Source organism: Micromonospora sp. SL1-18 (assembly GCF_047921505.1).
Lineage (GTDB): Bacteria > Actinomycetota > Actinomycetes > Mycobacteriales > Micromonosporaceae > Micromonospora.
On record NZ_JBLROA010000020.1, the window covers coordinates 16,526 to 41,455 of the forward strand.

Annotated in this window: 23 protein-coding genes; 19 read left to right on the top strand and 4 right to left on the bottom strand. The window is 71.2% G+C overall.

Going from position 1 to position 24,930, the window contains the following annotated elements:
- The first annotated feature begins 88 nt into the window (after positions 1-88).
- From ACNAW0_RS12445 to ACNAW0_RS12475, 7 genes are read left to right on the top strand one after another with little or no spacing between them, the layout of a single operon-like run.
- A complete protein-coding gene (locus ACNAW0_RS12445) occupies positions 89-967 on the top strand; it encodes an ABC transporter permease (protein ID WP_416287966.1) in 879 nt (292 codons plus the stop codon).
- Between the two features lie 16 nt (positions 968-983).
- Entirely contained in the window at positions 984-2,000 is a 1,017-nt protein-coding gene (locus ACNAW0_RS12450; RefSeq protein WP_416287967.1) for an ABC transporter substrate-binding protein, read from the top strand.
- 5 nt (positions 2,001-2,005) lie between these two features.
- Positions 2,006-2,827 (top strand): ABC transporter ATP-binding protein, encoded by an 822-nt coding sequence (locus tag ACNAW0_RS12455; RefSeq protein ID WP_416287968.1) that lies wholly within the window; start codon positions 2,006-2,008, stop codon positions 2,825-2,827.
- A 25-nt stretch (positions 2,828-2,852) separates the two neighbouring features.
- Complete coding sequence (locus ACNAW0_RS12460) at positions 2,853-4,004, top strand: Gfo/Idh/MocA family protein (RefSeq protein WP_416287969.1); 1,152 nt, start codon at positions 2,853-2,855, stop codon at positions 4,002-4,004.
- Complete coding sequence (locus tag ACNAW0_RS12465; RefSeq protein WP_416287970.1) at positions 4,001-5,164, top strand: dihydrodipicolinate synthase family protein; 1,164 nt, start codon at positions 4,001-4,003, stop codon at positions 5,162-5,164. The genes ACNAW0_RS12460 and ACNAW0_RS12465 overlap by 4 nt, the downstream gene beginning before the upstream one ends.
- Positions 5,161-6,000 (top strand): sugar phosphate isomerase/epimerase family protein, encoded by an 840-nt coding sequence (locus ACNAW0_RS12470; protein WP_416287971.1) that lies wholly within the window; start codon positions 5,161-5,163, stop codon positions 5,998-6,000. Before ACNAW0_RS12465 ends, ACNAW0_RS12470 begins: the two co-directional genes overlap by 4 nt.
- Entirely contained in the window at positions 6,000-7,091 is a 1,092-nt protein-coding gene (locus ACNAW0_RS12475; protein WP_416287972.1) for a glycerate kinase, read from the top strand. Before ACNAW0_RS12470 ends, ACNAW0_RS12475 begins: the two co-directional genes overlap by 1 nt.
- Before the next feature lie 65 nt (positions 7,092-7,156).
- Here the strand turns inward: ACNAW0_RS12475 and ACNAW0_RS12480 are convergent, their stop codons facing one another.
- From ACNAW0_RS12480 to ACNAW0_RS12490, 3 genes are all read right to left on the bottom strand, one after another.
- Positions 7,157-8,131 carry a ThuA domain-containing protein gene (locus ACNAW0_RS12480; RefSeq protein WP_416287973.1) on the bottom strand — a complete coding sequence of 325 codons (975 nt, stop codon included), beginning with the start codon at positions 8,129-8,131 and terminating at the stop codon, positions 7,157-7,159.
- Between the two features lie 127 nt (positions 8,132-8,258).
- A complete protein-coding gene (locus ACNAW0_RS12485; RefSeq protein ID WP_416287974.1) occupies positions 8,259-10,364 on the bottom strand; it encodes a PQQ-dependent sugar dehydrogenase in 2,106 nt (701 codons plus the stop codon).
- 38 nt (positions 10,365-10,402) lie between these two features.
- On the bottom strand, positions 10,403-11,353 hold the full coding sequence (locus tag ACNAW0_RS12490) for a LamG-like jellyroll fold domain-containing protein (RefSeq protein ID WP_416287975.1): 951 nt from the start codon (positions 11,351-11,353) through the stop codon (positions 10,403-10,405).
- Between the two features lie 224 nt (positions 11,354-11,577).
- On the opposite strand from ACNAW0_RS12490, the gene ACNAW0_RS12495 reads away from it, so the two are divergent.
- The 3 genes from ACNAW0_RS12495 (at position 11,578) to ACNAW0_RS12505 (ending at position 13,357) form a co-directional block, all read left to right on the top strand.
- Positions 11,578-12,618 (top strand): LacI family DNA-binding transcriptional regulator, encoded by a 1,041-nt coding sequence (locus ACNAW0_RS12495; protein ID WP_416287976.1) that lies wholly within the window; start codon positions 11,578-11,580, stop codon positions 12,616-12,618.
- 101 nt (positions 12,619-12,719) lie between these two features.
- Positions 12,720-13,028 (top strand): hypothetical protein, encoded by a 309-nt coding sequence (locus ACNAW0_RS12500; protein WP_416287977.1) that lies wholly within the window; start codon positions 12,720-12,722, stop codon positions 13,026-13,028.
- 44 nt (positions 13,029-13,072) lie between these two features.
- Positions 13,073-13,357 carry a hypothetical protein gene (locus ACNAW0_RS12505; RefSeq protein WP_416287978.1) on the top strand — a complete coding sequence of 95 codons (285 nt, stop codon included), beginning with the start codon at positions 13,073-13,075 and terminating at the stop codon, positions 13,355-13,357.
- Between the two features lie 111 nt (positions 13,358-13,468).
- On the opposite strand, the gene uxaC is transcribed toward ACNAW0_RS12505, so the two are convergent.
- On the bottom strand, positions 13,469-14,917 hold the full coding sequence (gene uxaC / locus ACNAW0_RS12510) for a glucuronate isomerase (RefSeq protein WP_416287979.1): 1,449 nt from the start codon (positions 14,915-14,917) through the stop codon (positions 13,469-13,471).
- 173 nt (positions 14,918-15,090) lie between these two features.
- Here uxaC and ACNAW0_RS12515 point away from each other — a divergent pair, with 173 nt between their 5' ends.
- From ACNAW0_RS12515 to ACNAW0_RS12555, 9 genes are all read left to right on the top strand, one after another.
- Positions 15,091-16,080, top strand: coding sequence for a LacI family DNA-binding transcriptional regulator (locus tag ACNAW0_RS12515; RefSeq protein WP_416287980.1), 990 nt, complete (start codon positions 15,091-15,093; stop codon positions 16,078-16,080).
- Between the two features lie 70 nt (positions 16,081-16,150).
- Positions 16,151-17,368, top strand: coding sequence for an ABC transporter substrate-binding protein (locus tag ACNAW0_RS12520; RefSeq protein WP_416287981.1), 1,218 nt, complete (start codon positions 16,151-16,153; stop codon positions 17,366-17,368).
- Complete coding sequence (locus ACNAW0_RS12525; RefSeq protein WP_416287982.1) at positions 17,365-18,510, top strand: ABC transporter ATP-binding protein; 1,146 nt, start codon at positions 17,365-17,367, stop codon at positions 18,508-18,510. Before ACNAW0_RS12520 ends, ACNAW0_RS12525 begins: the two co-directional genes overlap by 4 nt.
- Positions 18,507-19,433 (top strand): ABC transporter permease, encoded by a 927-nt coding sequence (locus tag ACNAW0_RS12530; RefSeq protein WP_416287983.1) that lies wholly within the window; start codon positions 18,507-18,509, stop codon positions 19,431-19,433. Before ACNAW0_RS12525 ends, ACNAW0_RS12530 begins: the two co-directional genes overlap by 4 nt.
- Positions 19,433-20,323: an ABC transporter permease gene (locus ACNAW0_RS12535; RefSeq protein ID WP_416287984.1), complete on the top strand. Its 891-nt coding sequence runs from the start codon at positions 19,433-19,435 to the stop codon at positions 20,321-20,323. The genes ACNAW0_RS12530 and ACNAW0_RS12535 overlap by 1 nt, the downstream gene beginning before the upstream one ends.
- Positions 20,320-20,922, top strand: coding sequence for a bifunctional 4-hydroxy-2-oxoglutarate aldolase/2-dehydro-3-deoxy-phosphogluconate aldolase (locus ACNAW0_RS12540; RefSeq protein WP_416287985.1), 603 nt, complete (start codon positions 20,320-20,322; stop codon positions 20,920-20,922). Before ACNAW0_RS12535 ends, ACNAW0_RS12540 begins: the two co-directional genes overlap by 4 nt.
- Positions 20,919-21,863, top strand: a complete 945-nt coding sequence (locus ACNAW0_RS12545; protein ID WP_416287986.1) for a PfkB family carbohydrate kinase — start codon at positions 20,919-20,921, stop codon at positions 21,861-21,863. Before ACNAW0_RS12540 ends, ACNAW0_RS12545 begins: the two co-directional genes overlap by 4 nt.
- Complete coding sequence (locus tag ACNAW0_RS12550; RefSeq protein WP_416287987.1) at positions 21,860-23,380, top strand: UxaA family hydrolase; 1,521 nt, start codon at positions 21,860-21,862, stop codon at positions 23,378-23,380. Before ACNAW0_RS12545 ends, ACNAW0_RS12550 begins: the two co-directional genes overlap by 4 nt.
- A complete protein-coding gene (locus tag ACNAW0_RS12555; protein ID WP_416287988.1) occupies positions 23,377-24,861 on the top strand; it encodes a mannitol dehydrogenase family protein in 1,485 nt (494 codons plus the stop codon). Before ACNAW0_RS12550 ends, ACNAW0_RS12555 begins: the two co-directional genes overlap by 4 nt.
- Positions 24,862-24,930: the final 69 nt, after the last annotated feature.

Here is a 24,930-nt window from a genome sequence, read left to right on the forward strand (position 1 = left end):
CCCGGTGGGTTCGGCCCTGCTGACGGCACGCGCCTACTCAACGGCTGGGTTCCCGGAGTCGCCGGCCAGCCACGGAGAACGGAGGGTCATGGCCGCGCAGAGCACCATCGAGCAACCGGAGCCGACCGCGGCGGCCCGCACCCCCGCGTCGGTCGCCCGTCGCCGGGATCCGGCCGGCGCGGGGCTGCTCCGCTTCGTCCAGGGCGCCTGGCGCCCCGCCGCGGTCCTCGCGGCGATCTTCGTCGTCTGGTGGGCGGTGACCGCGGCGGAGTTGGTCAAGCCCTACCTGGTCCCCTCGCCGGGCGCGACCCTGGACGTCGTCCTCAGCCAGACCAGCTACTTCGCCCACCACACCTGGATCACCAGTTACGAGACGGTACTGGGCTTCGCCATCGCGATCGTGGTCGGCGTGCTGTCCGCCGTCGTCATGGTCTATTCCCCGACGGTCGAGAAGAGCCTCTACCCACTGCTGCTGTTCGCCCAGGTGATCCCGAAGATCGCGATCGCGCCGCTGTTCATCGTGTGGCTCGGCTTCGGGCTCTCACCGAAGGTCGTCGTGGCGGTGCTGATGGCCTTCTTCCCGATCGTCATCTCCACGGTCACCGGCCTCAAGTCGATCGACCCGGAGATGCTGCAACTGTCGGCGACCATGGGCGCGGGCCCCGGCCAGACCTTCATAAAGATCCGCTTCCCGGCCGCCCTGCCGCACCTGTTCGCCGGCCTCAAGGTCGCCGCCACGATGGCCGTCACCGGCGCCGTGGTGGGCGAGTTCGTCGGTGCCAACGAGGGCCTCGGCTACGTGATCCTGCAGGCCAACGGGAACCTCGACACCCCGACGCTGTTCGCCGGGCTGCTCATCATGTCGCTGCTCGGCGTCGTCCTGTTCGTGCTCGTGGAACTGCTTGAGCACCTCGTCCTTCCATGGCACGCCAGCCGCCGTACCGACACCGCTACGACGTCGCTCTGAATAGGAGACCCACCCCATGAAGTTGCGCACCCTCGCCGCCGCGCTCGTGCCGGCGCTCCTACTGGCCACCACCGCCTGCGGCTCGTCCTCGGACAAGCAGAGCAAGAACCCCCAGGGCCAGGACAAGGTCACCCTCACCCTCAACTGGTACCCGTACGGCGAGCACGCGCCGTTCTACTTCGGCAAGAAGCAGGGCATCTTCGCCAAGCACGGCATCGACCTGACCATCCAGGCCGGCCAGGGCTCGCAGAAGACCGTCCAGGCGACCGCCGCCAAGCAGACCGACTTCGGCTGGGCCGACACCCCCGCCCTGCTCTCCGCCGTCAGCCAGGGCATGGACGTCAAGAGCGTCGGCGTCTTCCTGCAGACCACCCCGTCGTCGGTGCAGTTCTTCAGCGACAAGAACATCAACTCCCCCGCCGACCTCAAGGGCAAGACCATCGCCTCCACCGCCGGCGACGCGCTGAGCAAGACCTTCCCGGCGTTCCTCAAGGCCAACGGCCTCAGCGAGGGTGACGTGACCCTGCAGAACACCGACCCGGCCGGCAAGATGGCCGCCGTCATGTCGGGCAAGACCGATGCGCTGCTCGGCTTCGCCACCGACCAGGGCCCGACGATGCAGGAGAAGGCCGGCAAGCCGGTCTCCTATCTCAAGTTCGCCGACAACGGCCTGACCTTCTTCAGCAACGGCCTGATCGCCTCCACCGACACCATCAAGGACAAGCAGGACCTGGTCAAGCGGATGGTCGCGGCCACCAGTGAGGCGTGGTCCGCCGCCGAGAAGGACGCGGGCGGCGCCGTCGCGGCGATGGCGGGCGCCTCCCAGCAGCTGCCGTCGGAGAAGGTCCTCACCGACCAGTTCAGCGCCACGGTGCAACTCCTGCACACCGACGCCACCAAGGGACAGGCCCCCGGCGTCAACGACGAGGCCGACTGGACGAAGACCATCACCGTCTTCGCCGACGCCGGCGTGATCACCAAGGCGGAGTCGCCGTCGACCTACTGGGACGCGAGCTTCGCGCCGAAGGGATGAACCCGATGACGGCCGGCAACACCACCACGCAGCGGTCCACGGACGCCACGGCGACCGGCGCCGCGGTCGAGATCGACCAGGTCGCGGTCCGCTTCCGTACCAAGAAGAAGGACGTCACCGCGCTGCGCGACGTCTCGCTGCGGATCGAGCCAGGTGAGTTCGTCTCGATCGTCGGCGCCTCCGGCTGCGGCAAGTCGACGCTGCTGAAGTTGGTGTCCGGCCTGCTGCGGCCGTCGTCCGGCCAGGTCCGCCTGCACGGCGAGGACGTGCGGGGGCCGCGGCGCGACATCGGGTACGTCTTCCAGCGCGCCGCCCTGCTCGAGTGGCGCACCGCCCGGCGCAACATCCTGCTGCAGGCGGAGATGCGTCGCATGCCCCGGGCCGAGGCACGCCAGCGGGTCGACGAGCTGATCGCGATGACCGGTCTGACCGGCTTCGAGGACGCGTACCCGAACGAACTGTCCGGCGGGATGCAGCAGCGGGTGGCCCTGTGCCGCGCGCTGCTGCACCGCCCCCCGGTCCTGCTCATGGACGAACCGTTCGGGGCCCTGGACGCCCTCACCCGCGAGCAGATGAACGTCGAGCTGCGGCGGATCTGGCGGGAGACCGGCACCACCGTCCTGCTGGTCACCCACTCCATCGCCGAGGCGGTATACCTGGCCAACCGGGTGATCGTCATGACCCCTCGACCCGGCACCGTCGCCGAGGTCATCGACGTCGACCTCCCCGTCGAGCGTGAATACGGCCCGACGATGTCGGAGCCGGAGTTCGCGCGCGCCACGGGACGCATCCGAAACCTGCTCGGTGCGACGACGACCGCCGAATAACACCGGACCTGGGAAGGAAACACACGTGGAGCGCACGTCTATCGGGATCATCCTCAACGGCGTGACCGGACGGATGGGCTACCGCCAGCATCTCGTCCGGTCCCTGCTCGCCATCCGCGAGCAGGGCGGCCTGCCCGCCCGCGACGGCAGCCGCATCTGGCCCGAGTTGACCCTGGTGGGCCGCAACGAGGCCAAGCTCGCCGAGATCGCCGCTCGGCATGGCCTCACGTCGTACACGACCGACCTGGACGCCGCGCTCGCCGACGACTCCCACCAGATCTACTTCGACGCGCAGGTCACCGCCCAGCGGGAGAAGGCCATCCGCGCGGCGATCGACGCGGGCAAGCACGTGTATACCGAGAAGCCGCTCGCCGAGGGGCTGACGGGCTCCCTGGAACTGGCCCGGCTCGCCGCCGCCAAGGGCATCAAGAACGGCGTCGTGCAGGACAAGCTGTTCCTGCCCGGCCTGCGCAAGCTCAAGCGGCTGGTCGACGGCGGCTTCTTCGGCCGGATCCTGTCCGTACGCGGCGAATTCGGCTACTGGGTGTTCGAGGGTGACTGGCAGACCGCCCAACGGCCGAGCTGGAACTACCGTGCCGAGCACGGCGGCGGCATCGTCGTCGACATGTTCCCGCACTGGCACTACGTGCTGGAGCAGATCTTCGCTCCGGTCACCGCGGTGACCGCGCACATCGCCACCCACATCCCCGAGCGGGTCGACGAGAACGGCCAGACCTACCAGGCCACCGCCGACGACGCCGCGTACGGCATCTTCGAGCTGGCCGGCGGCATCACCGCGCAGCTCAACTCCTCCTGGGCCGTGCGCGTGTACCGGGACGAGCTGGTCGAGTTCCAGGTCGACGGCACCCACGGCAGCGCCGTGGCCGGGCTGCGCGAATGCCGCATCCAGCACCGGGGCGCCACCCCGATGCCGGTGTGGAACCCGGACCTGCCCGCCACCGAGAACTTCCGCGGCCAGTGGCAGACCGTCCCCGACAACGAGGACTTCGACAACGGGTTCAAGGTCCAGTGGGAGGCGTTCCTGCGCCACGTCGTCGACGACGAGCCGTTCCCGTGGGACTTCCTGGCCGGCGCCCGCGGCGTGCAGCTCGCCGAGGCCGGGCTGCGCTCGGCCCGGGAGGGACGGCGGATCGAGATCGAGGAGATCAGCCTGTGACCGCCCGGATCACCCTGCCCACCCCCGGCGGCGGCAGCGAGGTGCTGACCCTGCGGGAGCCGGCCGGCTGGCAGCGGCCGGCCGGCCCGCCGGCCAGCCGGATCGCGTACGCCGCGGCGCACGTGGTCGCCGACCCGTACGCCGACAACGCCCCCGGCCAACCCGCCCGGCTGGACTGGGACGCCACCCTGGACGTGCGGCGCAACCTGTGGTCCTGGGGACTCGGCGTCGCCGAGGCGATGGACACCGCCCAGCGCGGGATGGGGCTGGACTGGGCCGCCACCCGGGAACTGGTCCGGCGCAGCGCCGCCGAGGCCGCCGCCTGCGGCGGACGCATCGTCGCCGGGGCGGCCACCGACCAGCTCAACGGTGTGCCCGACACCCTCGACGACGTCGTCACCGCGTACGCCGAGCAGGTCGCGTTCGTGCAGGAGTGCGGCGCCACCGCGGTCGTCATGGCGAGCCGCCAGCTCGCCGCGCTGGCCACCGGCCCGGACGACTACCTGCGCGTCTACAACCAGGTGCTGTCCGACACGACGGCGCCGGTGGTGCTGCACTGGCTCGGCGACATGTTCGACCCGGCCCTCACCGGCTACTGGGGTTCGACCGACCTCGACGCGGCGACCAAGACGTTCGTGTCGCTGGTGGCGGCCCACGCCGACGTCATCGACGGGGTGAAGGTGTCGCTGCTCGACGCCGAACGGGAGGTCCGGTTGCGCGAACTGCTCCCGGCCACCGTCCGGGTCTACACCGGCGACGACTACCACTACCCGGAGCTGATCGCCGGCGACGGCCGGCAGTTCAGCCACGCCCTGCTCGGCGCGTTCGCGGCCATCGCCCCCGCGGCCTCGGCGGCCCTGCAACGCCTCGACGCCGGCGACACCGCGGGCTTCCGGGACATCCTCGACCCGACCGTGCCGCTGTCCCGGCACGTCTTCGCCCCGCCGACGCAGTACTACAAGACGGGTATCGCGTTCCTGGCCTGGCTCAACGGCTCCCAGCCCGGGTTCACCATGGTGGGCGGGCTGCACAGCGGGCGCAGCGTGCCGCATCTGGTGCGGGCGTTCCGCCTCGCCGACACCGCCGGCCTGCTCCTCGACCCCGACCTGGCCGTCGACCGGATGCGCCGGTACCTGTCGGTCGCCGGGGTGAGCGCGTGAGCGCCGTCGACCCCCGCCTGGCGAAACTGTCCCTCAACCAACGCACCACCGAGTCCTGGTCGGTCCGCGAGGCCGTCGAGGGCTGCGTCCGCGCCGGCATCCCGGCGATCGGCCTGTGGCGCGAACCGGTGGCCGAGATCGGGGTGGCCGCCGCCGCGAAACTCGTCGCCGACGCCGGGCTACGGGTGTCGTCGCTGTGCCGTGGCGGCTTCCTCACCGCCGACGGCGAGGCCGGCCGCGCCGCGCTGGTCGACAACCGGCGCGCCGTCGACGAGGCCGCCGGCCTGGGCACGGACTGCCTGGTCATGGTGGTCGGCGGTCTGCCGCCCGGCTCCCGCGACCTGCGCGGCGCCCGGCAGCGGGTGACCGACGCGCTCGCCGAACTGGCCCCGTACGCGGGCGAACGCGGCGTACGGCTGGCCCTGGAACCCCTGCACCCGATGTACTGCGCCGACCGGGCCGTCCTGTCGACCCTGGGGCAGGCGCTCGACCTCGCCGAGCGGTTCCCGGTCGAACAGGTCGGCGTCGTGGTCGACACCTTCCACATCTGGTGGGACCCGGACGTATGGCGGCAGATCGCCCGCGCCGGTGCCCGCATCGCCAGCTTCCAGGTGTGCGACTTCCTCACTCCGCTGCCGGCCGACGTGCTGCTCGGCCGGGGCATGATGGGCGATGGTCACATCGACTTCCCGCCGTTGCGGCGGGCGGTCGAGCAGGCCGGATACACCGGCGACACCGAGGTGGAGATCTTCAACGCCGAGGTCTGGGCGACCGACCCGGACGAGGTCCTCGCCACCATGAAGGAGCGCTACGTCCAGCTCGTGCTGGCCGACTGATGCGGGTCGTTGTCGCACCGGACTCGTTCAAAGGCAGCCTGAGCGCCCACGACGCCGCCCGGGCCCTGGCGGACGGCTGGCTCGCCCGCCGGCCCGGTGACGACGTACGGCTGCTCCCCATGGCCGACGGCGGCGAAGGAACAGTCGACGCCTTCGCCGCCGCCCTGCCCGCGGCCGAACGCCGCACGGTGGCCGTGCCCGGACCCGACGGCAACACGGTCGCCGCCGCCTGGCTGCGGCTGCCCGACGGCACGGCCGTGCTGGAGCTCGCCCAGTCCAGCGGCCTGCCGCTGATGGCCGCCCCGGATCCGCTCGGCGCGCACACGTACGGGCTCGGCGCGGTCGCGGGGGCCGCCCTCGACGCCGGCGCCATCCGCCTCGTCGTCGGCCTCGGCGGTTCGGCGTCGACCGACGGCGGCACCGGCGCGTTGCGCGCGCTGGGGCTACGGCTGCGCGACGCCCAGGGCCGGGACCTGCCGCTCGGCGGCGCCGCGCTCGCCGACCTGGCCGAGATCGACGCCACCGAACTACTCCCACCACCGCCGGGCGGGACGCACCTGCTGGTCGACGTGACCGCGCCGCTGACCGGGCCGGCCGGGGCCGCCGCGGTGTACGGCCCGCAGAAGGGTGCCGGACCGGACGACGTGACGCTGTTGGATGTGGCGATGCGCCGGTTCGCCGCGCTGACCGACGGTGACCCCGACCAGCCGGGCGCCGGCGCGGCCGGCGGCACCGCGTACGGTCTGGCGGCCCTGTGGGGCGCCCGGATCGCGCCGGGCGCCCCGACGATCGCCGCGCTGGTCGGTCTGGTTGACGCGCTCGCCGACGCGGACGTGGTACTCACCGGTGAGGGGCGGTTCGACGAGACCTCGCTGACCGGCAAGGTGGTCGGCTCGCTTTTCGAGCAAGCCGGACGGGATACGCTACGCGTCGGCGTCGTCGCCGGCCAGGTGACCGGCCCGGTGCCCGGTTCGGTGTCGGCTGCGCTCTCGCTGGTCGAGCTTGCCGGGTCGGTCACGGCCGCGCTGAGCGACCCTGCGATGTGGCTGTTCGAGGCCGGCGGCATCATGGCCCAGCGGCTAACCCGCTGACCGGCGGCGGCGAGCGCAGGGCGGCGGGGCGTCACACCAGCGTGCGATGCCCCGCCGTTTGCTCATTACTTCTGGCAGAACGGCTTGACTCCCATCGTGCTGAGGATGCCGTTGACCACGTGCTCCTTGAAGTACTCCTTTCCGGTTAGCGGGTCGTCGTTCCAGGCCGCGACGTCGTGTCCAAGGCTCGTCACCCACGAGCGGCCACCGTCGTAGTACTGGCACCAGGACACCGGATGGAAGTCACCGTGGCCGGGGTGCCCGTTGCTGCCGGTCGCACCCCCGGGCATGGTCGACTCGTCCGCTGCGGCGAGGAAGTTGACGAACGACGGGAACGGCTCCAGGTTGTACCACTCGTCCTTGAAGTCGAAGCGCTTCGGCAGGGTGCTGGTGGACACATCCCGTGTGTTGAGCACCTCCACCTCACCGTCGCGGTGCGCGCCGTGGTCGTAGAAGTTCGCACCGCCCAGCAGGCCCTGGAACCACGGCCAGTGATACATGGCACCGAGCGTGTTGTGGATCGCGACGAAACCGCCGCCGGAGCGGACGTACTGCATGAGGGCGGTTTGTGCTGCGTCATCGAGGATGGTGCGCGAGTTGCTGAGGAAGATCACGGTGTTGTAGTTGCGCAGCCGGGCGGTGGTGATCTCGTTGACGTCCTCGGTCCAGTCAACGCGGAATCCGAACTCGTTCCCCCATCGGATCATCGCGTTCTGTGCGGCGTTCGCCGCGGTCAACGGCGGATTCATTCCGGGTTTGAGCAACGGCCCGAGGTGAGCGTGCCGGGACACGCCGGTGGCGGTGTACACGAGCGCGCGAGGCGTCTGGTTCTTCTTGAACGGGGTATTCCAGTCGTGATAGCAGGACGGGTCGACGCCACGGCAGACACCGTAGACCGAGATGTTGCCGTTGTAGCGGGCGACGGGACTGTTGTCGGCCGGTCCGGCCCCTGCGGGATGGGCGAGCCAAGCCATCAGCGCGGCCACGCCGGCCAGCGCCAGGGCAACCAGCGTGCCCTGTCTGCGATTGATGCGACGCATGTTCTTCTCCTGTTTGGTAGCACGTCGACCACCTGGAGTGTGGATGGCAGGTGTCGTTGACCCAGGACGGCGCCGGTGCGCCGGGCAGGGACGGCGGCACCGGCCGCCGCCCCTGCCGGATGGTTCGTCAGGCCGGGCTGCCCGTCACCGTGAACAGACGGGTGCGGCCGATGTTGTCGAACGAGCCGAAGCCCACCCGACCGGAGGTGAAGGTGGTGTCCTTCGCGGTCAGCAGCGGATCCCGGTGCCCGTCGACGTAGACGGCGATCTCACCGGTGGCGGGCAGGTGCACGACTCGCACCTTGTGCCAGTCGGTGTCGACGATCGCCGGGTTGGCGCCGCGGGAACGCCCGTTCCACTGCTGGTCGATCCGTTCCCGGTCGGCGTTGTTGACCTTGAAGATGCCGTTGTGCGGGTAGATCGTGTTGTCGGTGGACAGGTGCGCGTAGTAGTACTGCGTGTCCGACTGCCAGCCGAAGACGATGATCACGTCCCGGTTGGTGACCTCCACCGGCGTGTCGAGGCGCACCCGCGCGTCGATCTGCACCGACGACCAGGCCGCCGGGCCCTTGTTGAGGATGGCGTACTCGAACGGCCGGCGCGGGCCGGGACGGCTCACGCCGGCCTCGGCGAGGATCACCTCGTCGCCGTCGAACTGCCACTTCGACGGGGTCACCGGCGTCCAGTTGTCCGCACCACCGGTGTGGACGACCTTGGTCTTGCCCACGTCGCCGTCCGCCACCGTCCTCGTGCCGACCACCTTCCAGATCTTCCCGTTGGCCTTGGCGAGGATGTAGAGCTCACCGGCCGCGTCGGTGCCGAAACGCAGGTCGACCCGGTTCGGGTCACCCGGCGCGCCCGGGCCGGACAGGTCCCGCATCCGCACCAGGTCGCCGGCGGTGGTGTACAGGGCGAGCTGGTGGATGGTGGCGAGCCCGGCACCGCGCTGCATCTCGTCCGCCTCGGTGTACATGATCCGGCCCTCGACGAGGTCACCGAAGACGTACTTGCCGATCAGGGCCGGCAGCGTGTGCCCGCGGTAGACGAAACCGCCGGCCACCGCGACGCCGACGTCCGAGGTGCAGTTCCAGCCCGGGGCCGGGTCGTGGTCGTACGCGGCCACCGGGTAGATGTAGCCGTACTTCGCGTCGTCGGCCGGCAGCGGGTAGAGCTTGTCGCAGGGCTTGGTAGACGTCTTGTCGAAGACCCACGAGCCCTCGCGCTCGCTCCAGCCGAAGTTGTCCCCGGCCCGCACCTCGTAGATCGACTCGACGGCGTGCTCGCCGATGTGGCCGAGGAACATCCGGCCGGTGGCCCGGTCCCAGCTGAAGCGGTGCGGGTCACGGAAGCCCACCGCGTAGACTTCGCCCACCGCGCCGGCCTGCCCGACGAACGGGTTGTCCGCCGGGATGCCGTACCGGCCGTTGGGCGCGTTGGTGCCCTGCGGGTCGATACGCAGCAGCTTGCCGTGCGGCATCGCCATGTTCTGCGGGTCGGTGTTGCGTACGCCCACGCCGCCGTCGCCAACCGCCAGGTAGAGCAGCCCATAGTCGCTGTCGCCCGACTTCGCTGTCGGGTTGAAGTTGATCTCCTGGATGCCGTGGACCTGGCCGCCGAAGCCGATGCGCAGCAGCTCCCGGTGGGTGCCGGAGAACGTGTCCGCGGCCGGGTCGGTCGCCGTCCACTCGTTGATGACGCCCTGGTAGATGGTGTTCGGCTGGGCGTAGTCCGGCGTCCTGGTGGCGAGCGACGCCTGTTCGGTGTGGATGGTGTAGAAGCGGCCGTTGCGCTTGAAGTCGGGGTGGAACGCGACGTACCCGAAGCCCTGGCCGAGGCCGCGGCCGGAGAAGAACTGCGGCGCGAACGTCGACGCCACGTCCAGGTAGACGTGCGGCACGCCGTTCTCGACCAGGTACAGGTTGCCGTTCAGGTCCGGCACCGCCCGGCGGCCGGAGCCGTCGGGCAGCTCTGTGATCGTGTTGATCCGGGCCTTGCGCATCAGCCGCTGGTCGGTCGGGGCCGGGTTCGGTTCCGACTGGGGGAAGCTGGTGAACTCCTGCAGCACCAGCCCGAGCCGGGACTGGGTCGGCGTCTCGCGGATGGGGTCGTAGACGGCCCCGGCGGCCTGGGCGGGCCCCGCGACCAGAGTGGACAGGACGAGGGTGGCGGCGGTGACCCCGGCGGTCAGTGCGGCTCTGCGGAGCCTGCCGGTTCTGCCAGCGCGAATGAACACGCGGATTCTCCTTGTAGGTGGGACGGTCCGAGCAACGGTCAGTCGGTCATGTAGCGGTACTGCTTGGCGATGTCGCGCGCCGGGATCACGCTGTCGAGGAACATGAGGCCGTCCATGCGGCAGTCGCACGGGTTGCGTTCCAAGGTGTTCTGCGGGAAGCTTCCGCCGATCTTGATGCCGCGCGGATCGGTGGCGCTGGTGGCGTGCGGGCCGGGCCCGGACACCTTCCACGGGTCGCCGGCGACGGTGTAGAAGCCGTCGACCGGTTCGCCGTTGCGGTAGAGCGCCATGGTTCCGTTGGTGAAGTCGTAGGTGGCGGCGAGGTGCACCCACTCCCCCTTGGGCAGCAGGGTCCGCCAGTCCTCACTCGCGGCGAACGTCTGCGAGGCGCCACCGTCGAGGCGCCGACCCAGGGCGACCAGGCGCAGCTCGCCGTTGACGTCGATGAGTTCCAGCAGGGCCCGTACGGCGTGCCCGTCCGAGTCGCCGGTCAGCACACCGGCCAGGCCGATGGCGTTGAAGCGGTCGGTCGGGTTCGCGGTGGTGGAGTTGAGCGCCGGACCGTCCATCTCGCGGTTGAACCAGCCCATCACCGTCGCGCCCTGCGCGTTGTTGAACGCGCGCAGCGTCGGGACGCCGCTGGACGACCAGATCCCGGCCTTCCAGTCGTCGTTGCCGGCGACCTCCGGGTTGACCTGCCGGGTCTGCAACGCGTTGCCGCTGCCCTCGTACGCCTGGTCGGGCACCCGCATGGCCGCGCCGCCGTTGATCAGTTCGATGTCGGTCCCGGAGCGGCCCAGGTCGCGTTCCAGCGCGGGGTCGTCGGGCGCCGGGTGGTCGAAGTCGTAGAAGGCGACCAGGTGCGACCACAGTGCCGGGTGGACGTCGTGCGGACCGGGTCGGTCAGCCTGGGCCGGGCTCGCCCCCGCACTCAGGGCCAGACCCAGTAGGGCGGTGGCCGCGACCGCTGCCCGTCTGGTTCTTCTCATCGGAGGTGCTCCATTCGTCGTTGCGATGCTGGTCGCTGACGGAAGCGCTTACGTGACGTGTGCGGAACCCTGCTCGGGTCGCTGACTATGGGTACGTCTGGACGGGACAGATGGCCGGTGTCACGGGTACGAAAGCGCTTACGAAAGCGCTTTCGTACCCTATGCTGTGCCTTGCGCCACAGGCAAGAGCCCGGCGCGGATCAATGCTTCCCCAGGAGTTGCGGATGCCCAGACCCGGTCCACGGGTGCGCCTCGTCGACGTGGCGGAACGCGCCGGTGTCTCGCTGGCGACCGCCTCGCGTGCCCTGGCCGGCCGCGAGGGCGTCAGCGAAGAGGTGGCCGACCGCGTCCGGCGAGTCTCCCGCGAGCTCGGCTACGTCGCCAACCCGTACGCCCGCACCCTCGCCGGCGGCGTCAGCTCCACGGTCGGCCTGATCGTCCACCAGATCGACGATCCCTACTTCTCCGAGATCGCCAGCGGCGTCATCGAGGTGGCCGCCGAGGAAGGGCTGCTGGTCCAGATCGCCCACTCCGGCCGCGACCCGGGAAACGAGCTGCGCCAGCTGCACCACCTCATCGCCCAGCGGGTCGGCATCATCCTGATCGCCGGGTCCGGCTACACCGACCAGCGCGTGGAGGCCGAGGCGCGCGCCGAGCTGGCCGGGTTCCAGCGCGCCGGCGGCCGGGTCGCGGTCATCGGCCGGCACGCCCTGGGCGCGGACGCGGTTCTGCCCGGCAACGAGCCCGGCGGCCGCGCGGTCGGCGCGCACCTGCTGGAACTCGGCCACCGGCGGATCGCCGTCGCCGCCGGGACCCCCGGACTGACCACGGTGGCCGACCGGCTCGCCGGGGTCGCCGCCGCGCTCACCGAACACGGGCTCTCCCTCGACGAGTTGCCCGTCGTGCACAGCGACTTCACCCGCGACGGTGGCCGGGTCGCGGCCGAGCGGATCCTGCGCGAGCATCCGGAGAGCACGGCGATCATCGCGCTCAACGACGCGATGGCGATCGGTGTGCTGTCCATCCTGCGGGCCAACCGCATTCCGGTGCCCGAACGGATGTCGGTGGCCGGTTTCGACGACGTGTCGGTCGCCGCCGACCTCGCGCCGAGCCTCACCACGGTGCGCCTGCCGATGACGCAGATGGGGCGGATGGCGCTGGCCCTCGCTCTCCAGCCGCGCACGACCCGCCCGCGCCGCCGGCCCACCGGTCACACCCTGGTTGTGCGCGACTCGACCGGCCCGGCCGCGGTCCTGCCGGCCTGACCCGGGCCGTCCCGTCCCGCGGGCCCCGTCGGCACCCGATTGGTCGAGCACCCAACCGCCGCCAACGGGTTTCCCGTGCCGAGGTCGGGGAAGGCACCGGCATGGCCGATTCTTTCGTGGATGAAGACCTGGTGACGCTGCGGGCCATCGCGTACGCCGCCGGAATCCCGGACAGCGACCGGATGCCCCACGACGACCTGGTCGCCGCGCTGCGCCGGGCCGGCCTGGCCAAGCCGACAGGCGAGCCGATCGACACCAGCCTGGCCGATCCGGGCGATCCCGGCACGAACGAGGGCGTGTACCACGGCCAGGGGGTGGGGCGACGTGAGTCCGCCGGTGGCCCGGCCGCCCAGACGGCGGCGTTCCGAGCGAGTACGCCGAAACCGGAAGGTTCGGGCACCGACCACTGACCGGCGCTGCCGATCAGTTCGGCAGCCACCACACGGGAGGCGACATGAGCGACGACATCAAGCGCGTGGCGAAATCCCGAGCCGACCACCTGCCCGGCGAGACCGCGCACCGGAGCGTCGACGACCGCGGCGTGACGCGGGGCCGTACCGGGGACTCTCGCACCGCCGGCCCACCTGGCGGCACCGGCACGGTTTCCGGCGTGGAGGGCATGCCCCGTAGCGACCTCAACCTGGGTGACGAGAGCACCGGCAGCCGCGCCGCAGAGCAGGCGATCGGGGCCCGCCCCGAGGAGTCCGGCACCGAGATCGAGGACCGTACCGAACGGTGAGGGTGCGGCGGCGACGGCGGCCTCGCTTTAGCGAGGCCGCCGTCGCCGCATTGTGAGGTCGCGCAGGGCCGCGCCGCGTACGGCAGGGACCCGTCCGCCTCAGGCGACGGCCTACCCGGCGGTCGGTGAGGCGTGGCTGCCGGCAGTGGACGGCCGGTACGCCTGCTGCGGCAGGCGGTACGCCAGGTCGATCGCCGTCTCGATGGCCTCGTCCTCGGCGAGCCGGTGCTCGATGACCAGGCGGGCCAGGTAGCCGGCGTCGATCCGCCGGGCGAGGTCATGGCGGGCCGGGATGGAGAGGAAGGCGCGGGTGTCGTCGACGAAGCCGGAGGTGTTGTAGAAGCCGGCCGTCTCGGTGACGAGTTCGCGGAACCGGCGCATTCCGTCCGGGCTGTCGAGGAACCACCAGGGCGCGCCGAGCCGGACGGCCGGGTAGACGCCGGCGAGTGGGGCCAGTTCCCGCGAGTAGACCGTTTCGTCGACAGTGAACAGGATCAGCCGGAAGTTCGGGTCACGCCCGAAGGTGTTGAGCATCGGTCGCAGCGCCCGGGTGAACTCGGTGGCGATCGGGATGTCGAATCCACGGTCGGAGCCGAAGGCGTGGTGGATGGCGGTGTCGTGGTCCCGGAGTACGCCGGGGTGGATCTGCATGACGAGACCGTCGTCCCGGGACATCCGGGCCATCTCGAAGAGCATGTGGCCGGCGAACGCGGCGGCCTCGTCGTCGCTCGCGTCGCCGCGGCAGGCCGCCGCGTAGATGCGCTTCGCCTCGGCGTCCGACAGGGGCTCGGCGGCGGCGGTGAGGTGACCATGGTCGGTGGCTCGAGCCCCGGCCTGGGCGAAGGCCTCTCGTCGGCTCCGCAGGGCCGCGATGAAGCCGTCGTAGTCCCCGGTGTCGACTCCCGACAGTTCTTGCAGCTGGCGTACCCGCTGGGTCCAGCCGGCGGACTTGACGTGGGTCAGCGCGTCGGGGCGGAACGTGGGGACCACGCGCGCGCCCAGCCCGTCGGCCCGAAGCCGGGCGTGGTCGGCCAGCGCCGAGGTGGCCGGATCGGTCGTGGAGATCAGCTCGATGTTGAAGGCGTCGAGCAGCGCGCGGGGCCGGAAGGCCGGCTCCGCGAGCCGCGCCTCGATGAGGTCGTAGAGCGTGTCGGCGGTGTCCGGGCCGGGGGCCACGTCGATCTTGAGAACCTCGACGATCTCATGCTCCAGCCAGTACCGGCTGGGGGTGCCGCGGAAGAGGTGCCAGTGGGCGCAGAACCGCCGCCAGATCTGGCGGGGGTCGGCCTCGACCTCGCCGCCGTCGATGCGGGGTACGCCGAGGTCCGCCAGCGGTACGCCCTGCGACACGAGCATGCGCGTGACGTAGTGGTCGGGTACCACCAGCAGCTGCGCCGGGTCCGAGAACCGCTGGTCCTCGGCGAACACCACCGCGTCCACGTGCCCGTGCATGCACAGCAGCGGCAGCCCCCGGGTGGACTGGTAGATCCGGCGGGCGACGGCACGGATGTCGTCTCCGGCTGGCAGGGCTCGGTCGGGATGCAGACGCAGCTGGGCCACGCAACTCTCCTCGTCGGCTAGGGCGGAACAGTCCTGCAAAGGATTGCACCGACCCTGTCCCGAGACAAGAGGCAGCTCTTTCGGCTTTATGAAATCCTTACGCACCCAGGTATTGACATTCGACTGCAATCGGTTTCAGACTGCGAGGCACGCCACAGCCGAGGAGGTGAGCCGTGCGAGCAACGATCCGAGAGGTGGCCCGTGAAGCGGGTGTCTCCGCGTCGACCGTGTCCAGAGCGCTGTCGACGCCGGAGATGGTCAACGCCGTGACTCGGGAACGGGTCCTGCGAGCGGCTCAGCGACTCGGTTACGCACCGAACCGGGCAGCCCGAGGCCTCATCACGGGCCGTACCGGGAACCTGGGGCTGATCGTGCCCGACCTGACCAACCCCTTCTTCCCCAGCGTGGTGAAGGGGGTGCAGGCGCGGGCACGGGAGGCGGACTACGCGGTCTTCCTCGCCGACACCGACGAGGACCCCGCCGCTGAGGTCGGGCTGGTCCACGCCCTGGCCAAGCAGGTGGACGGGCTCATCCTCTGCTCTCCCCGAGGGCGCGAGGAGGAGATCCGCGACCTGACCGAACACACCACACTGGTCATGGTCAACCGCCGCTTCGGCGCCATTCCGTCCGTCGTGTTCGACAGCGTGGACGGCATTCGCCAGGCCATCGCCCATCTCCAGGCGCTCGGCCACCACCGGGTCGCCTGGGTCGGCGGGCCACGGACCTCCTGGTCCAACCGGGACCGGCTGCGTGCCCTCCGTACGGCGGCCAGCGCCGCCGGCATGGAGCTGTTCGTGGTCGGTCACTTCCCGCCCTACTTCGAGGGCGGGGTCGCCGCGGCGGACCTCGTCGTCGCCTCCGGCGCCACCTCAGTTATCGCCTACAACGACGTCATGGCCCTCGGCCTGCTCAGCCGGCTACGGGACCGTGGCGTGGACGTACCGCGGGACATCAGTGTGATCGGCATCGACAACATCCAGATGTCGGTGATGTCCTCCCCGGCACTCACCACTGTGTCGGTCACCAAGGAACAGGCTGGGCGGGCGGCTGTCGACCTGCTGCTCGCCCTGCTTCTGCAGCCCGACGGCGTACGCAACACGCGCCGTGAGCTGCCGACGCAACTTCTCGTGCGCGGCTCCACCGGGGTCGCGCGAACCACCTGATCACACCCCCACCAAAGGCCACGGCCACACCCCGACTCCGGGGTGTCGTTCCCAGAGAGGGATCGTCATCATGGGCATTACCAGGCGGAGCGCCCTGATCGCCGCAGCATCGTCCGTCCTCACCCTCACCGCCGCTTGCGGAGCGCCGAACGGCTCCGGAGGCAGCGGTGACAGCACCGGCCCGGTGCCGGAGAAGCCGAAGAAGGCGGTCACGCTCAACGTCCTCGACGTGGCGGGCAACCTTCAGCTCAGCCAAGACATGATCGACGAGTTCGTGCAGAAGAACCCCGACATCATCTCCAAGGTCACCTACTCCAAGTCACCCGCCCCGGAGCTGGCCGGCAAGATCAAGGCACAGCAGAACGCCAACCGGGTGGACATCGGCCTGGTCCTGACCGGTTTGGACGGCCTCGCCGCCGGCATCGACCAGAACCTGTGGGTGGATCTGCTGCCGACCTACGCGGACCGGCTGCCGGGCATGAAGGACTACCAGGAGCCGGCCGCCGGGATGCAGCAGCTGGCGGGCAACGCCGGCGTCACCGTCGCCTACTACCCGTCCGGCCCGCTGCTGGAGTACCTGCCCGCGAAGGTGTCCAACCCGCCGACCACCGCCGAGCAGCTCCTCGCCTACGCCAAGGCGCACCCGGGCAAGGTCCAGTACGCCCGCCCGGCCAACTCCGGCCCCGCCCGGACCTTCCTGATGGGCCTGCCCTACATCCTCGGCGACAAGGACCCCAAGGACCCGGTCAACGGGTGGGACAAGACCTGGGCGTACCTGAAGGAACTCAACCAGTACGTCGATTACTACCCGAGCGGCACGAGCGAGACGATGAAGAACCTGGCCAACGGGTCCGCTGAGGTGATCGCCTCGACCACCGGGTGGGACATCAACCCGCGCGTGCTCGGGACGGTGCCGAAGGAGGCGAAGGTCAGCTCGCTGCAGGGCTTCCACTGGGTGACCGACGCCCACTACGCCGCCATCCCCAAGGGCGTCGACACCGACACCCAGGCGGCAGTGCTGGCCCTGCTGAAGTTCATGCTCACCCCCGAGCAGCAGGCCAAGGCGTACGACCAGGGCTACTTCTACCCGGGGCCGGCGGTCAAGGGCGTCGACCTGTCGATGGCGCCGCAGAAGAGCCAGGACGCGATCAAGGAGTTCGGCCGGCCGGAGTACGACGCGCTCATCGCCAACAACCCGACCGAGACGCCGCTGGACGCGAAGTCTCTCGTCGCGGCGTTCGACCGCTGGGACCGCGAGGTCGGCAGCGGGAAGGTGAAGCAGGGATGAGCGTCGCCACCTCAGGCTTCTCCGAGCTGCGGCTCGACGGGGTGTCCCGTCGGTTCGGTAGCCAGGACGCGCTGAGCGGCCTCAACCTGACGATCCGAGCGGGCGAGTTCATCGCCCTGCTCGGGCCGTCGGGCTGTGGTAAGTCCACCGCGCTGAACTGTCTCGCCGGGCTGCTGCCGCTGACCGGCGGCAGCATCTGGCAGGACGAGAAGCGGGTCGACACCCTGCCGCCGGAGCGGCGCGGTTTCGGCATGGTCTTCCAGAGCTACGCGCTGTTCCCGCACATGTCCGTACGCGCCAACATCGCCTTCGGCCTGCGGATGCGGCGGCTGTCCAAGGACGAGATCCGTCGGCGTACCGCGGAGGCGATCCGGCTCGTCCGGTTGGAGGAGCACGCGGACAAGCTGCCGGGCCAGCTCTCGGGCGGGCAGCAGCAACGGGTGGCCATCGCCCGGGCGGTCGTGCTCGAGCCGTCGCTGGTGCTGATGGACGAGCCGCTGAGCAACCTCGACGCCAAGCTCCGCCTGGAGATGCGCACCGAGATCCGCCGGCTGCACCAGTCCCTGGGGCTGACCACGGTCTACGTGACGCACGACCAGGAGGAGGCGCTGTCGCTGGCCGACCGCCTGGTCGTGCTGCGGGGTGGCCGGGTGCAGCAGATCGGGTCGCCGCAGGAGCTGCACACCCGGCCGGGCAACTGGCACGTCGCGGACTTCATGGGTTACCGGAACCTGTGGCCGATGCGGGTGCGGTCGGTGGAGGCTGGCCTCGCCACCGTGGAGGCCGACGGCCTGCGGCTGGTCGGCGACCCGGTCGCCCCGGTCGGCCCCGGTGCGGCAGTGATCGCGGGCGTGCGGCCGGAGGACGTTCAGGTCGACGCGCCGGGCGCGGAGAACGCGGTCCCGGCCGAGGTCGAGGTGGTCGAGTACCAGGGCCGGGAGTTGGCCGCCGAGGCCCGCACCGCCTCCGGCCTGCAGGTCCACGTACGCACCGAGCGGCGGATCGCCCCCGGCGATCGGGTCACCCTGAGCGTGGCGCCGCAGCGGCTGCTGGTCTTCCCCGCCGAGCCCGGCGAGCACCCCGCGCTCACCTCGGGCGACCCCGGGGACGCCGTGGTCGAAGAACCGGGGCTGGTCGGATGAGCGTCCCGACTGCGCGCCGGTCCTCGCCGGCCGGCGCGCCGCAGCCCTCGCGGGCACACTGGCAGCACCGCCTCGCCGAACGGGGCGTCGACCGGCAGCTGTGGCTGCTGGCACCGGCGGTGCTCTTCGTCGTCCTGCTCTTCCTGTACCCGTTCTTCTACGGCCTCGGCCTGTCCTTCCAGCCGACCAAGGGCGGCCCGTTCAGCGACTACGCGCGCTTCTTCGGGGACGCCTACCAGCGGGACACGATGTGGATCACGCTACGCATCGCCCTGCCGGCGGCCCTGCTGAACGTGCTCGCCTCGGTGCCGATCGCCTATCGGATGCGGGGCCGGTTCCGTGGCAAGCGGCTGGTCACCATCCTGCTGGTCGTACCGATCACGCTGGGTACGGTGCTGACCGCCCAGGGACTGCTCAACTTCCTCGGTCCGACGGGCTGGTTCAACCGGGTGCTGATGAACCTGCACCTGATCGACGAACCGGTACGGCTGGTGCACAACTACTGGGGTGTGTTCTTCTCCCTGGTCATCACCGGGTTCCCGTTCGCCTTCCTGCTGGTGCTGTCGTACCTCACTGGCATCGACCCGACCCTGGAACGGGCGGCGTCCACGCTGGGCGCGGGCTGGTGGCAGCGGTTCCGGACGATCACACTGCCGCTGCTGATGCCGGGGCTGGCGACGACGTTCTGCCTGACGTTCGTGCTGGCCTTCAGCGTGTTCCCGTCGGCCGTGCTGGTCGGTAATCCGGCCGGCGAGACCCGGGTCATCTCCATCGCCGCGTACCAGGCGGCCTACGAGCAGTACGACTACCCGTACGCGTCCGCGATCGCCATGATCATGGGCTTGATCGAGCTGGTTGTCATCTCGGTCGTGCTGTTGGGCCGTACCCGCCTCTACACCGGATCGACGGGGGGTAAGGGCTGATGAGTACCGTCACCGAGATCCGTCCTGACGCGACAGCCGCAGGCGAGGGCCGGCCCCGACGGCGGCTGGTCGGGCGTCCCGCCGCCTGGCTGGTCTGGGGCGTGGTCGTCTTCTTCTTCCTCAACCTGCTCGGCGTCGTCGGCTCCGTTCTGGTCAGCTCCTTCGGCCAGCGCTGGTTCGACACCTGGCTGCCCGACGGCTTCACCGCCAAGTGGTACGGCGAGGCGTGGCACGAGTTCGCGCTCTTCGACGTCATCGTCGTCACCCTGCAGGTCTCCCTGCTGGTCGTGGCGCTGTCACTGCTGGTCGGTGTGCCGGCGGCCTACGTGCTGGCCCGGCGCAACTTCCCCGGCAAGCGGGTCGCGTACCTGGTCTTCCTGCTGCCGATCCTCATGCCGCCGATCACCTACGGCATCCCGCTGGCGACGGTGCTCTACAAGTTCGGCCTCGCCGGTCATCTCTCGGGCGTCGTGCTGGCGAACCTCGTGCCGTCGGTGCCGTTCGTGATTCTCACGATGACGCCGTTCATCGAGCAGATCGATCCGCGGATCGAGAGTGCCGCCCGGATGTGCGGCGCGGGGCTGAGGTCCGTGTTCGTCCGGGTGCTGGCCCCGCTGCTGCTGCCCGGGATGCTCGCCTCGGCCATCCTGGTCCTGGTCCGGACCGTCGGCATGTTCGAGCTGACCTTCCTGACCGCCGGCCCGGACTCGCAGACGCTTGTCGTCGCCCTGTACTACTCGATGTCCGCGGCGGGCATCCGGGCACAGCAGTCCGTGGATGCCATGGCCATCATCTACACGTCGATGATGCTGGTGCTGCTCGTGGTCAGCCTGCGCTACGTCAACCCCACGCAGTTGGTGGCCCGGGTCAAGGAGGAGCCGGATTCATGAGCGGCGTGATCGAGCTGCTGCGCCGGCAGCGCGTCCTGCCGGTGCTGCGGCTGCCGTCTCCGACGGCGGCCACGGCGGCGGCGACGGCGATGTTCGCGAACGGCCTGCAGGTGGTCGAGCTGACCGCCACGACACCGGACTGGGCCACCGCGCTGCGGGACGCACGCCGCGAGGCGCCCGACGGGGCGCTGGTCGGGCTCGGCACCGTGACCAGCGGGGCACTGGCCGCGCAGGCCGTCGAGGCGGGGGCGCAGTTCCTGGTCAGCCCGTGGCCGGCGGCCGACGTGCGGGCGGTCGCAGACAGCGCCGGACTGCCCTTCCTGCAGGGGGCGTTCACCCCCGGCGAGGTCGCGGCCGCCGCCGCGCACGGACCGGTCAAGGTGTTCCCCGCCCATGTGGGCGGCCCCAGCTTCCTGGTCAGCCTGCGGCAGCTGCTGCCGGACGCGGACCTCGTACCGACCGGGGGGATCGCGCTGGAGGCGGTGCCGGACTGGCTGCGGGCCGGCGCGTGCGCGGTCGGCGTCGGCAGTGACCTGCTCCGGCCGGGTGCGGCCGACCGGCTCCGCTCCCTGCTGCGCGCATTCGAGGAGTCCTCATGACCCCGGACGTGCTCGTCCTGGGCGAGATCCTGGTCGAGCTGACCGCGCGGGAACCGCTGCGGGACGGCGCGTCGCTCCAGCTGGGTTTCTCCGGGGACGCGCTGAACGCCGCGGCGGCCGCCGCGGCCGCCGGCGCGCACACCTGCCTGCTGGCCCGGGTGCCCGACGACGAGCTGGGCGACGAGCTGGTGGCGCGGGTGGCCGGACTCGGCATCGACACGTCGTGCCTGATCCGCACCCGCGGGCAGCACGGCCTCTACCTGCAGCACGCCGACCCGTCCGGGCAGCGCGAGTTCGTCTACGTCCGGCGCGGCAGCGCCGGCTCCGGGTTGTCCGCCACGGACGTACCTGAAGACCTCGCCGGGCGCGCGGGCGTGGTGCTGTCCAGCGGCGTGGCCTGCGCGATCTCGACGACGACGTTCGAGGCGGTGCAGGTGGCCGCACGCGCCGCCCGCTGTTTCGTCTACGACCCCAACTGGCGGCCACGCCTGGTCGGCGCCGACACCGCCGGCGCTCACCTGCGGGCGCTGGCCCCGCACGCGCGGCTGGTCACGCCGGCCTGGCCGCGGGAAGCCGCCGCGCTGCTCGACACCGCGGTGCCGGGTCCCGCCGCGGCATGCGCCGCATTCCGCGCGCTCGGCGCGGCGGCGGTCGCCCTCACCCAGGGCGCCAGCGGCGTCCTGCTCGACGACAGCGGGCACAAGACCGAGATTCCCGCGTACCCCGCGGAGCAGATCGTCGACCAGACCGGCGCCGGCGACGTGCTGGCCGGTACCGTGGCCGCCCGGCTGGCCCTCGGCGACGGCCTGCCGGACGCGGTCCGGCTCGGCGCGGCCGCGGCGGCGCTGTCGCTGCGGGGCCACGGCGGCACGGGATACCTGCCGGAGCTCGCCGAGTCCCGCCGGCTGATCGCACAAATCGGAGTGGAGGTGCCGGGATGAGCCTGGTGGTGCTGCACGAGAGCGACGACGTCGCCGTAGCGACCACGGCGATGCCGGGCGGGATCCCCGTGGCAGTACGCGGGGCGGACGAGGTGACGCTACGCGGCGACCTGCCCGCCGGGCACAAGGTCGCGCTGCGTGACCTGCCCGCCGGGGCGCTGGTGCGTAAGTACGGCCAGGTGATCGGGCGTACGCTCGCCGAGGTCCGCGCCGGCGAGCACGTGCACGTGCACAACCTGGGCATGCCGGAGAACACCGCCATCCGTGCGGCGCAGAATGCGACGGGCTCCGCCGCCCGGCTGCCCGCCGACCTGCGGCGTACGTTCCACGGCTACCGCCGACCGGACGGTCAGGTGGCGACCCGCAATTACATCGGCGTGCTGACCACGGTCAACTGTTCGGCGACAGTGGCCCGCAAGGTGGCCCGACTCACCGAGGACCTGGCCGAAGACGTCGACGGCGTCGACGGCGTGGTCGCCCTGACCCACGGCACCGGCTGCGGCATGGCCGCCCAGGGAGACGGCTGGGACCTGCTCCAGCGCACCCTCGCCGGATACGCGCGCAACCCGAACATCGGCGGCCTGGTGGTGATCGGGCTCGGCTGCGAGGTCAACACGGTGACCGGCCTGATGGCCGACCTCGGCGTGGCCGACCACGTGCCGGTGTCGTCGTACACCATCCAGGAGCTGGGCGGGACCTCGTCGGCGGTGCAGCGCGGCGTGGACCTGGTCCGCGGCATGATGGACGACCTGACCGGCACGGCGCGTACCGAGGTGGACGTCGCGGAGCTGGTGCTCGGCCTGCAGTGCGGCGGGTCCGACGGCTGGTCCGGCCTGACCGCGAACCCGGCCCTCGGTGTCGCGTCGGATCTGCTGGTCGCCGCGGGCGCCACCAGCGTCCTCGGTGAGACGCCGGAGGTGTACGGGGCGGAGCACCTGCTGGCCGCCCGGGCCACCAGCCCGGCGGTGGCGGACGCGTTGCTGGCTCGCATCCGTTGGTGGGAGGAGTACACCCGGCAGCAGGGCACGACGCTGGACGCGAATCCCTCCCCGGGTAACAAGGCCGGCGGCATCACCACGATCCTGGAGAAGTCGCTGGGTGCGGTGGCCAAGGCGGGCCACAGCCCACTGGCCGCGGTCCGCGAGTACGGCGAGCAGATTCCCCGGCCGGGGCTGGTGTTCATGGACACCCCCGGCTACGACCCCGTCTCGGTGACCGGGATGGTCGCCGGCGGAGCGAACCTGATCTGCTTCACCACCGGCCGCGGTTCGGTCTTCGGCAGCCGCCCGGTGCCGACAGTCAAACTCGCCACCAATGCAGAGCTGGCCGCCCGGATGGTCGGCGACGTCGACCTGGACTGTTCACCCGTGGTGGAACAGGGCGTACCGCTGGACGAGATGGGCCGCCGGGTGTACGACCTGCTGCTCGACGTCGCGTCGGGGCGGCGCACCGCCAGCGAGGAACTGGGCCTGGGCGGAGAGGAGATCGTGCCGTGGCAGCTGGGGGCGGTGCTGTGAGCGACGAGGCCGAGGTCGGGCAGCGGCTGCGCCTCGACGCGCTGGACCGCCTGGCCGGGCCGGGCCGGGCCTGGGCCGGCCCGGCAGTCGATCCGCGCGCGCTGCGGGTCGGGATCGTGCACCTCGGGATCGGGGCCTTCCACCGGGCACACCAGGCCGTCTTCACCGAGTTGGCTGCCGCGGCGACCGGCCGCGACGACTGGGGCATCACGGGCGTCACCCAGCGGTCGGCGTCCGTACGCGAGCAGCTGATGCCGCAGGACGGCCTCTACACGGTGCTCGAACGGGGTGCCGACGTGGCGTCGCTGCGCGTGGTCGGCAGCGTCCGGGAGGTCGTCTTCGGTGGCGGCGAACCGGCGGCGGTCGTCGACCGGATCGCGGACCCGGCGGTACGCCTGGTCACCCTGACCGTGACCGAGAAGGGGTACCGGCGCGACGGCACCGGCGGGCTGGACCGGTCGGATCCGGAGGTGGTGGCCGATCTCGCCGGCCGGCCACCCCGGACCGCCATCGGCCAACTGGTACGCGGGCTGCAGCGCCGGCACGCGCAGAGCGGGGCACCGGTCACCGTGCTGCCCTGCGACAATCTCAGCGACAACGGTCAGGTGCTGCGCGGGCTGGTGCACGACTTCGTGGACGCGCTGCCCTCGGCGCAGGCGGCCGGATTCGCCGACTGGATCGCGAGCTCCGTGCGTTTTCCCTCCTGCATGGTCGACCGGATCGTGCCGGCCACCACCGAGCAGGACCGCGCCGACGTCCGGCGGGTGCTGGGCCTCGAGGACCGGGGCGTCGTGGTCGCCGAGCCGTTCAGCCAGTGGGTCGTCGAGGACGACTTCGCCGCCGACCGGCCGGCCTGGGAACGCGCCGGCGCGGTGCTGACCGCCGACGTGGCCGGGTGGGAGGCGGTGAAGCTGCGCATGCTCAACGCCAGCCACTCGCTGCTCGCCTACCTGGGCGCCCTGGCGGGGTACGACACCATCGCGGCCGCGCTCTCCGACGACCGGCTGTCGGCGGCCGCGGAGGCCCTGATGGTGGAGGACGTGACGCCCACCCTCCGGGTGCCCGACGGGCTCGACCTGACCGATTACCGGCGCCAGGTGCTGACCCGATTCGCCAACCCGGCGCTGCGGCACCGCACCGTGCAGGTGGCGATGGACGGCTCGCAGAAGCTGCCGGTGCGACTGCTGGGCACGGTGCGGGACCGGCTGTCCGCCGGGGCGGTGCCGCGGCACGCGGCCCTCGCGGTCGCGGCCTGGATGGTGTACGTGTCGCAGGGCCGCGACGTGCGGGGGCGGGAGCTTCCGCTGGACGATCCGATGGCCGACCGGCTGCAGGCTGCTGCTGCGGCGGCCGACGGTGAGCCGCACCGCCTCGTCGAATCGCTGCTGCGCATTCCGGAGATTTTCGGCGCGGATCTTCCCGAGCACGACGGGTTCCGGGCGGTGCTGGTGGACCACGTCGCGGTGCTGCTGAAGGGCTGATCCGAGTCCTGTTCGACACGGCGGTGCCGCTGCCCGACCCTGAGCAGCGGCACCGCCGTGTCGAACCTG

Coding starts and splice junctions, on each gene's coding strand:
- ACNAW0_RS12445 (WP_416287966.1), top strand. CDS start 89: ATGGCCGCGCAGAGCACCATCGAGCAACCGGAGCCGACCGCGGCGGCC.
- ACNAW0_RS12450 (WP_416287967.1), top strand. CDS start 984: ATGAAGTTGCGCACCCTCGCCGCCGCGCTCGTGCCGGCGCTCCTACTG.
- ACNAW0_RS12455 (WP_416287968.1), top strand. CDS start 2,006: ATGACGGCCGGCAACACCACCACGCAGCGGTCCACGGACGCCACGGCG.
- ACNAW0_RS12475 (WP_416287972.1), top strand. CDS start 6,000: ATGCGGGTCGTTGTCGCACCGGACTCGTTCAAAGGCAGCCTGAGCGCC.
- ACNAW0_RS12480 (WP_416287973.1), bottom strand. CDS start 8,131: ATGCGTCGCATCAATCGCAGACAGGGCACGCTGGTTGCCCTGGCGCTG.
- ACNAW0_RS12490 (WP_416287975.1), bottom strand. CDS start 11,353: ATGAGAAGAACCAGACGGGCAGCGGTCGCGGCCACCGCCCTACTGGGT.
- ACNAW0_RS12495 (WP_416287976.1), top strand. CDS start 11,578: ATGCCCAGACCCGGTCCACGGGTGCGCCTCGTCGACGTGGCGGAACGC.
- ACNAW0_RS12500 (WP_416287977.1), top strand. CDS start 12,720: ATGGCCGATTCTTTCGTGGATGAAGACCTGGTGACGCTGCGGGCCATC.
- ACNAW0_RS12505 (WP_416287978.1), top strand. CDS start 13,073: ATGAGCGACGACATCAAGCGCGTGGCGAAATCCCGAGCCGACCACCTG.
- ACNAW0_RS12520 (WP_416287981.1), top strand. CDS start 16,151: ATGGGCATTACCAGGCGGAGCGCCCTGATCGCCGCAGCATCGTCCGTC.
- ACNAW0_RS12525 (WP_416287982.1), top strand. CDS start 17,365: ATGAGCGTCGCCACCTCAGGCTTCTCCGAGCTGCGGCTCGACGGGGTG.
- ACNAW0_RS12530 (WP_416287983.1), top strand. CDS start 18,507: ATGAGCGTCCCGACTGCGCGCCGGTCCTCGCCGGCCGGCGCGCCGCAG.
- ACNAW0_RS12535 (WP_416287984.1), top strand. CDS start 19,433: ATGAGTACCGTCACCGAGATCCGTCCTGACGCGACAGCCGCAGGCGAG.
- ACNAW0_RS12540 (WP_416287985.1), top strand. CDS start 20,320: ATGAGCGGCGTGATCGAGCTGCTGCGCCGGCAGCGCGTCCTGCCGGTG.
- ACNAW0_RS12545 (WP_416287986.1), top strand. CDS start 20,919: ATGACCCCGGACGTGCTCGTCCTGGGCGAGATCCTGGTCGAGCTGACC.
- ACNAW0_RS12550 (WP_416287987.1), top strand. CDS start 21,860: ATGAGCCTGGTGGTGCTGCACGAGAGCGACGACGTCGCCGTAGCGACC.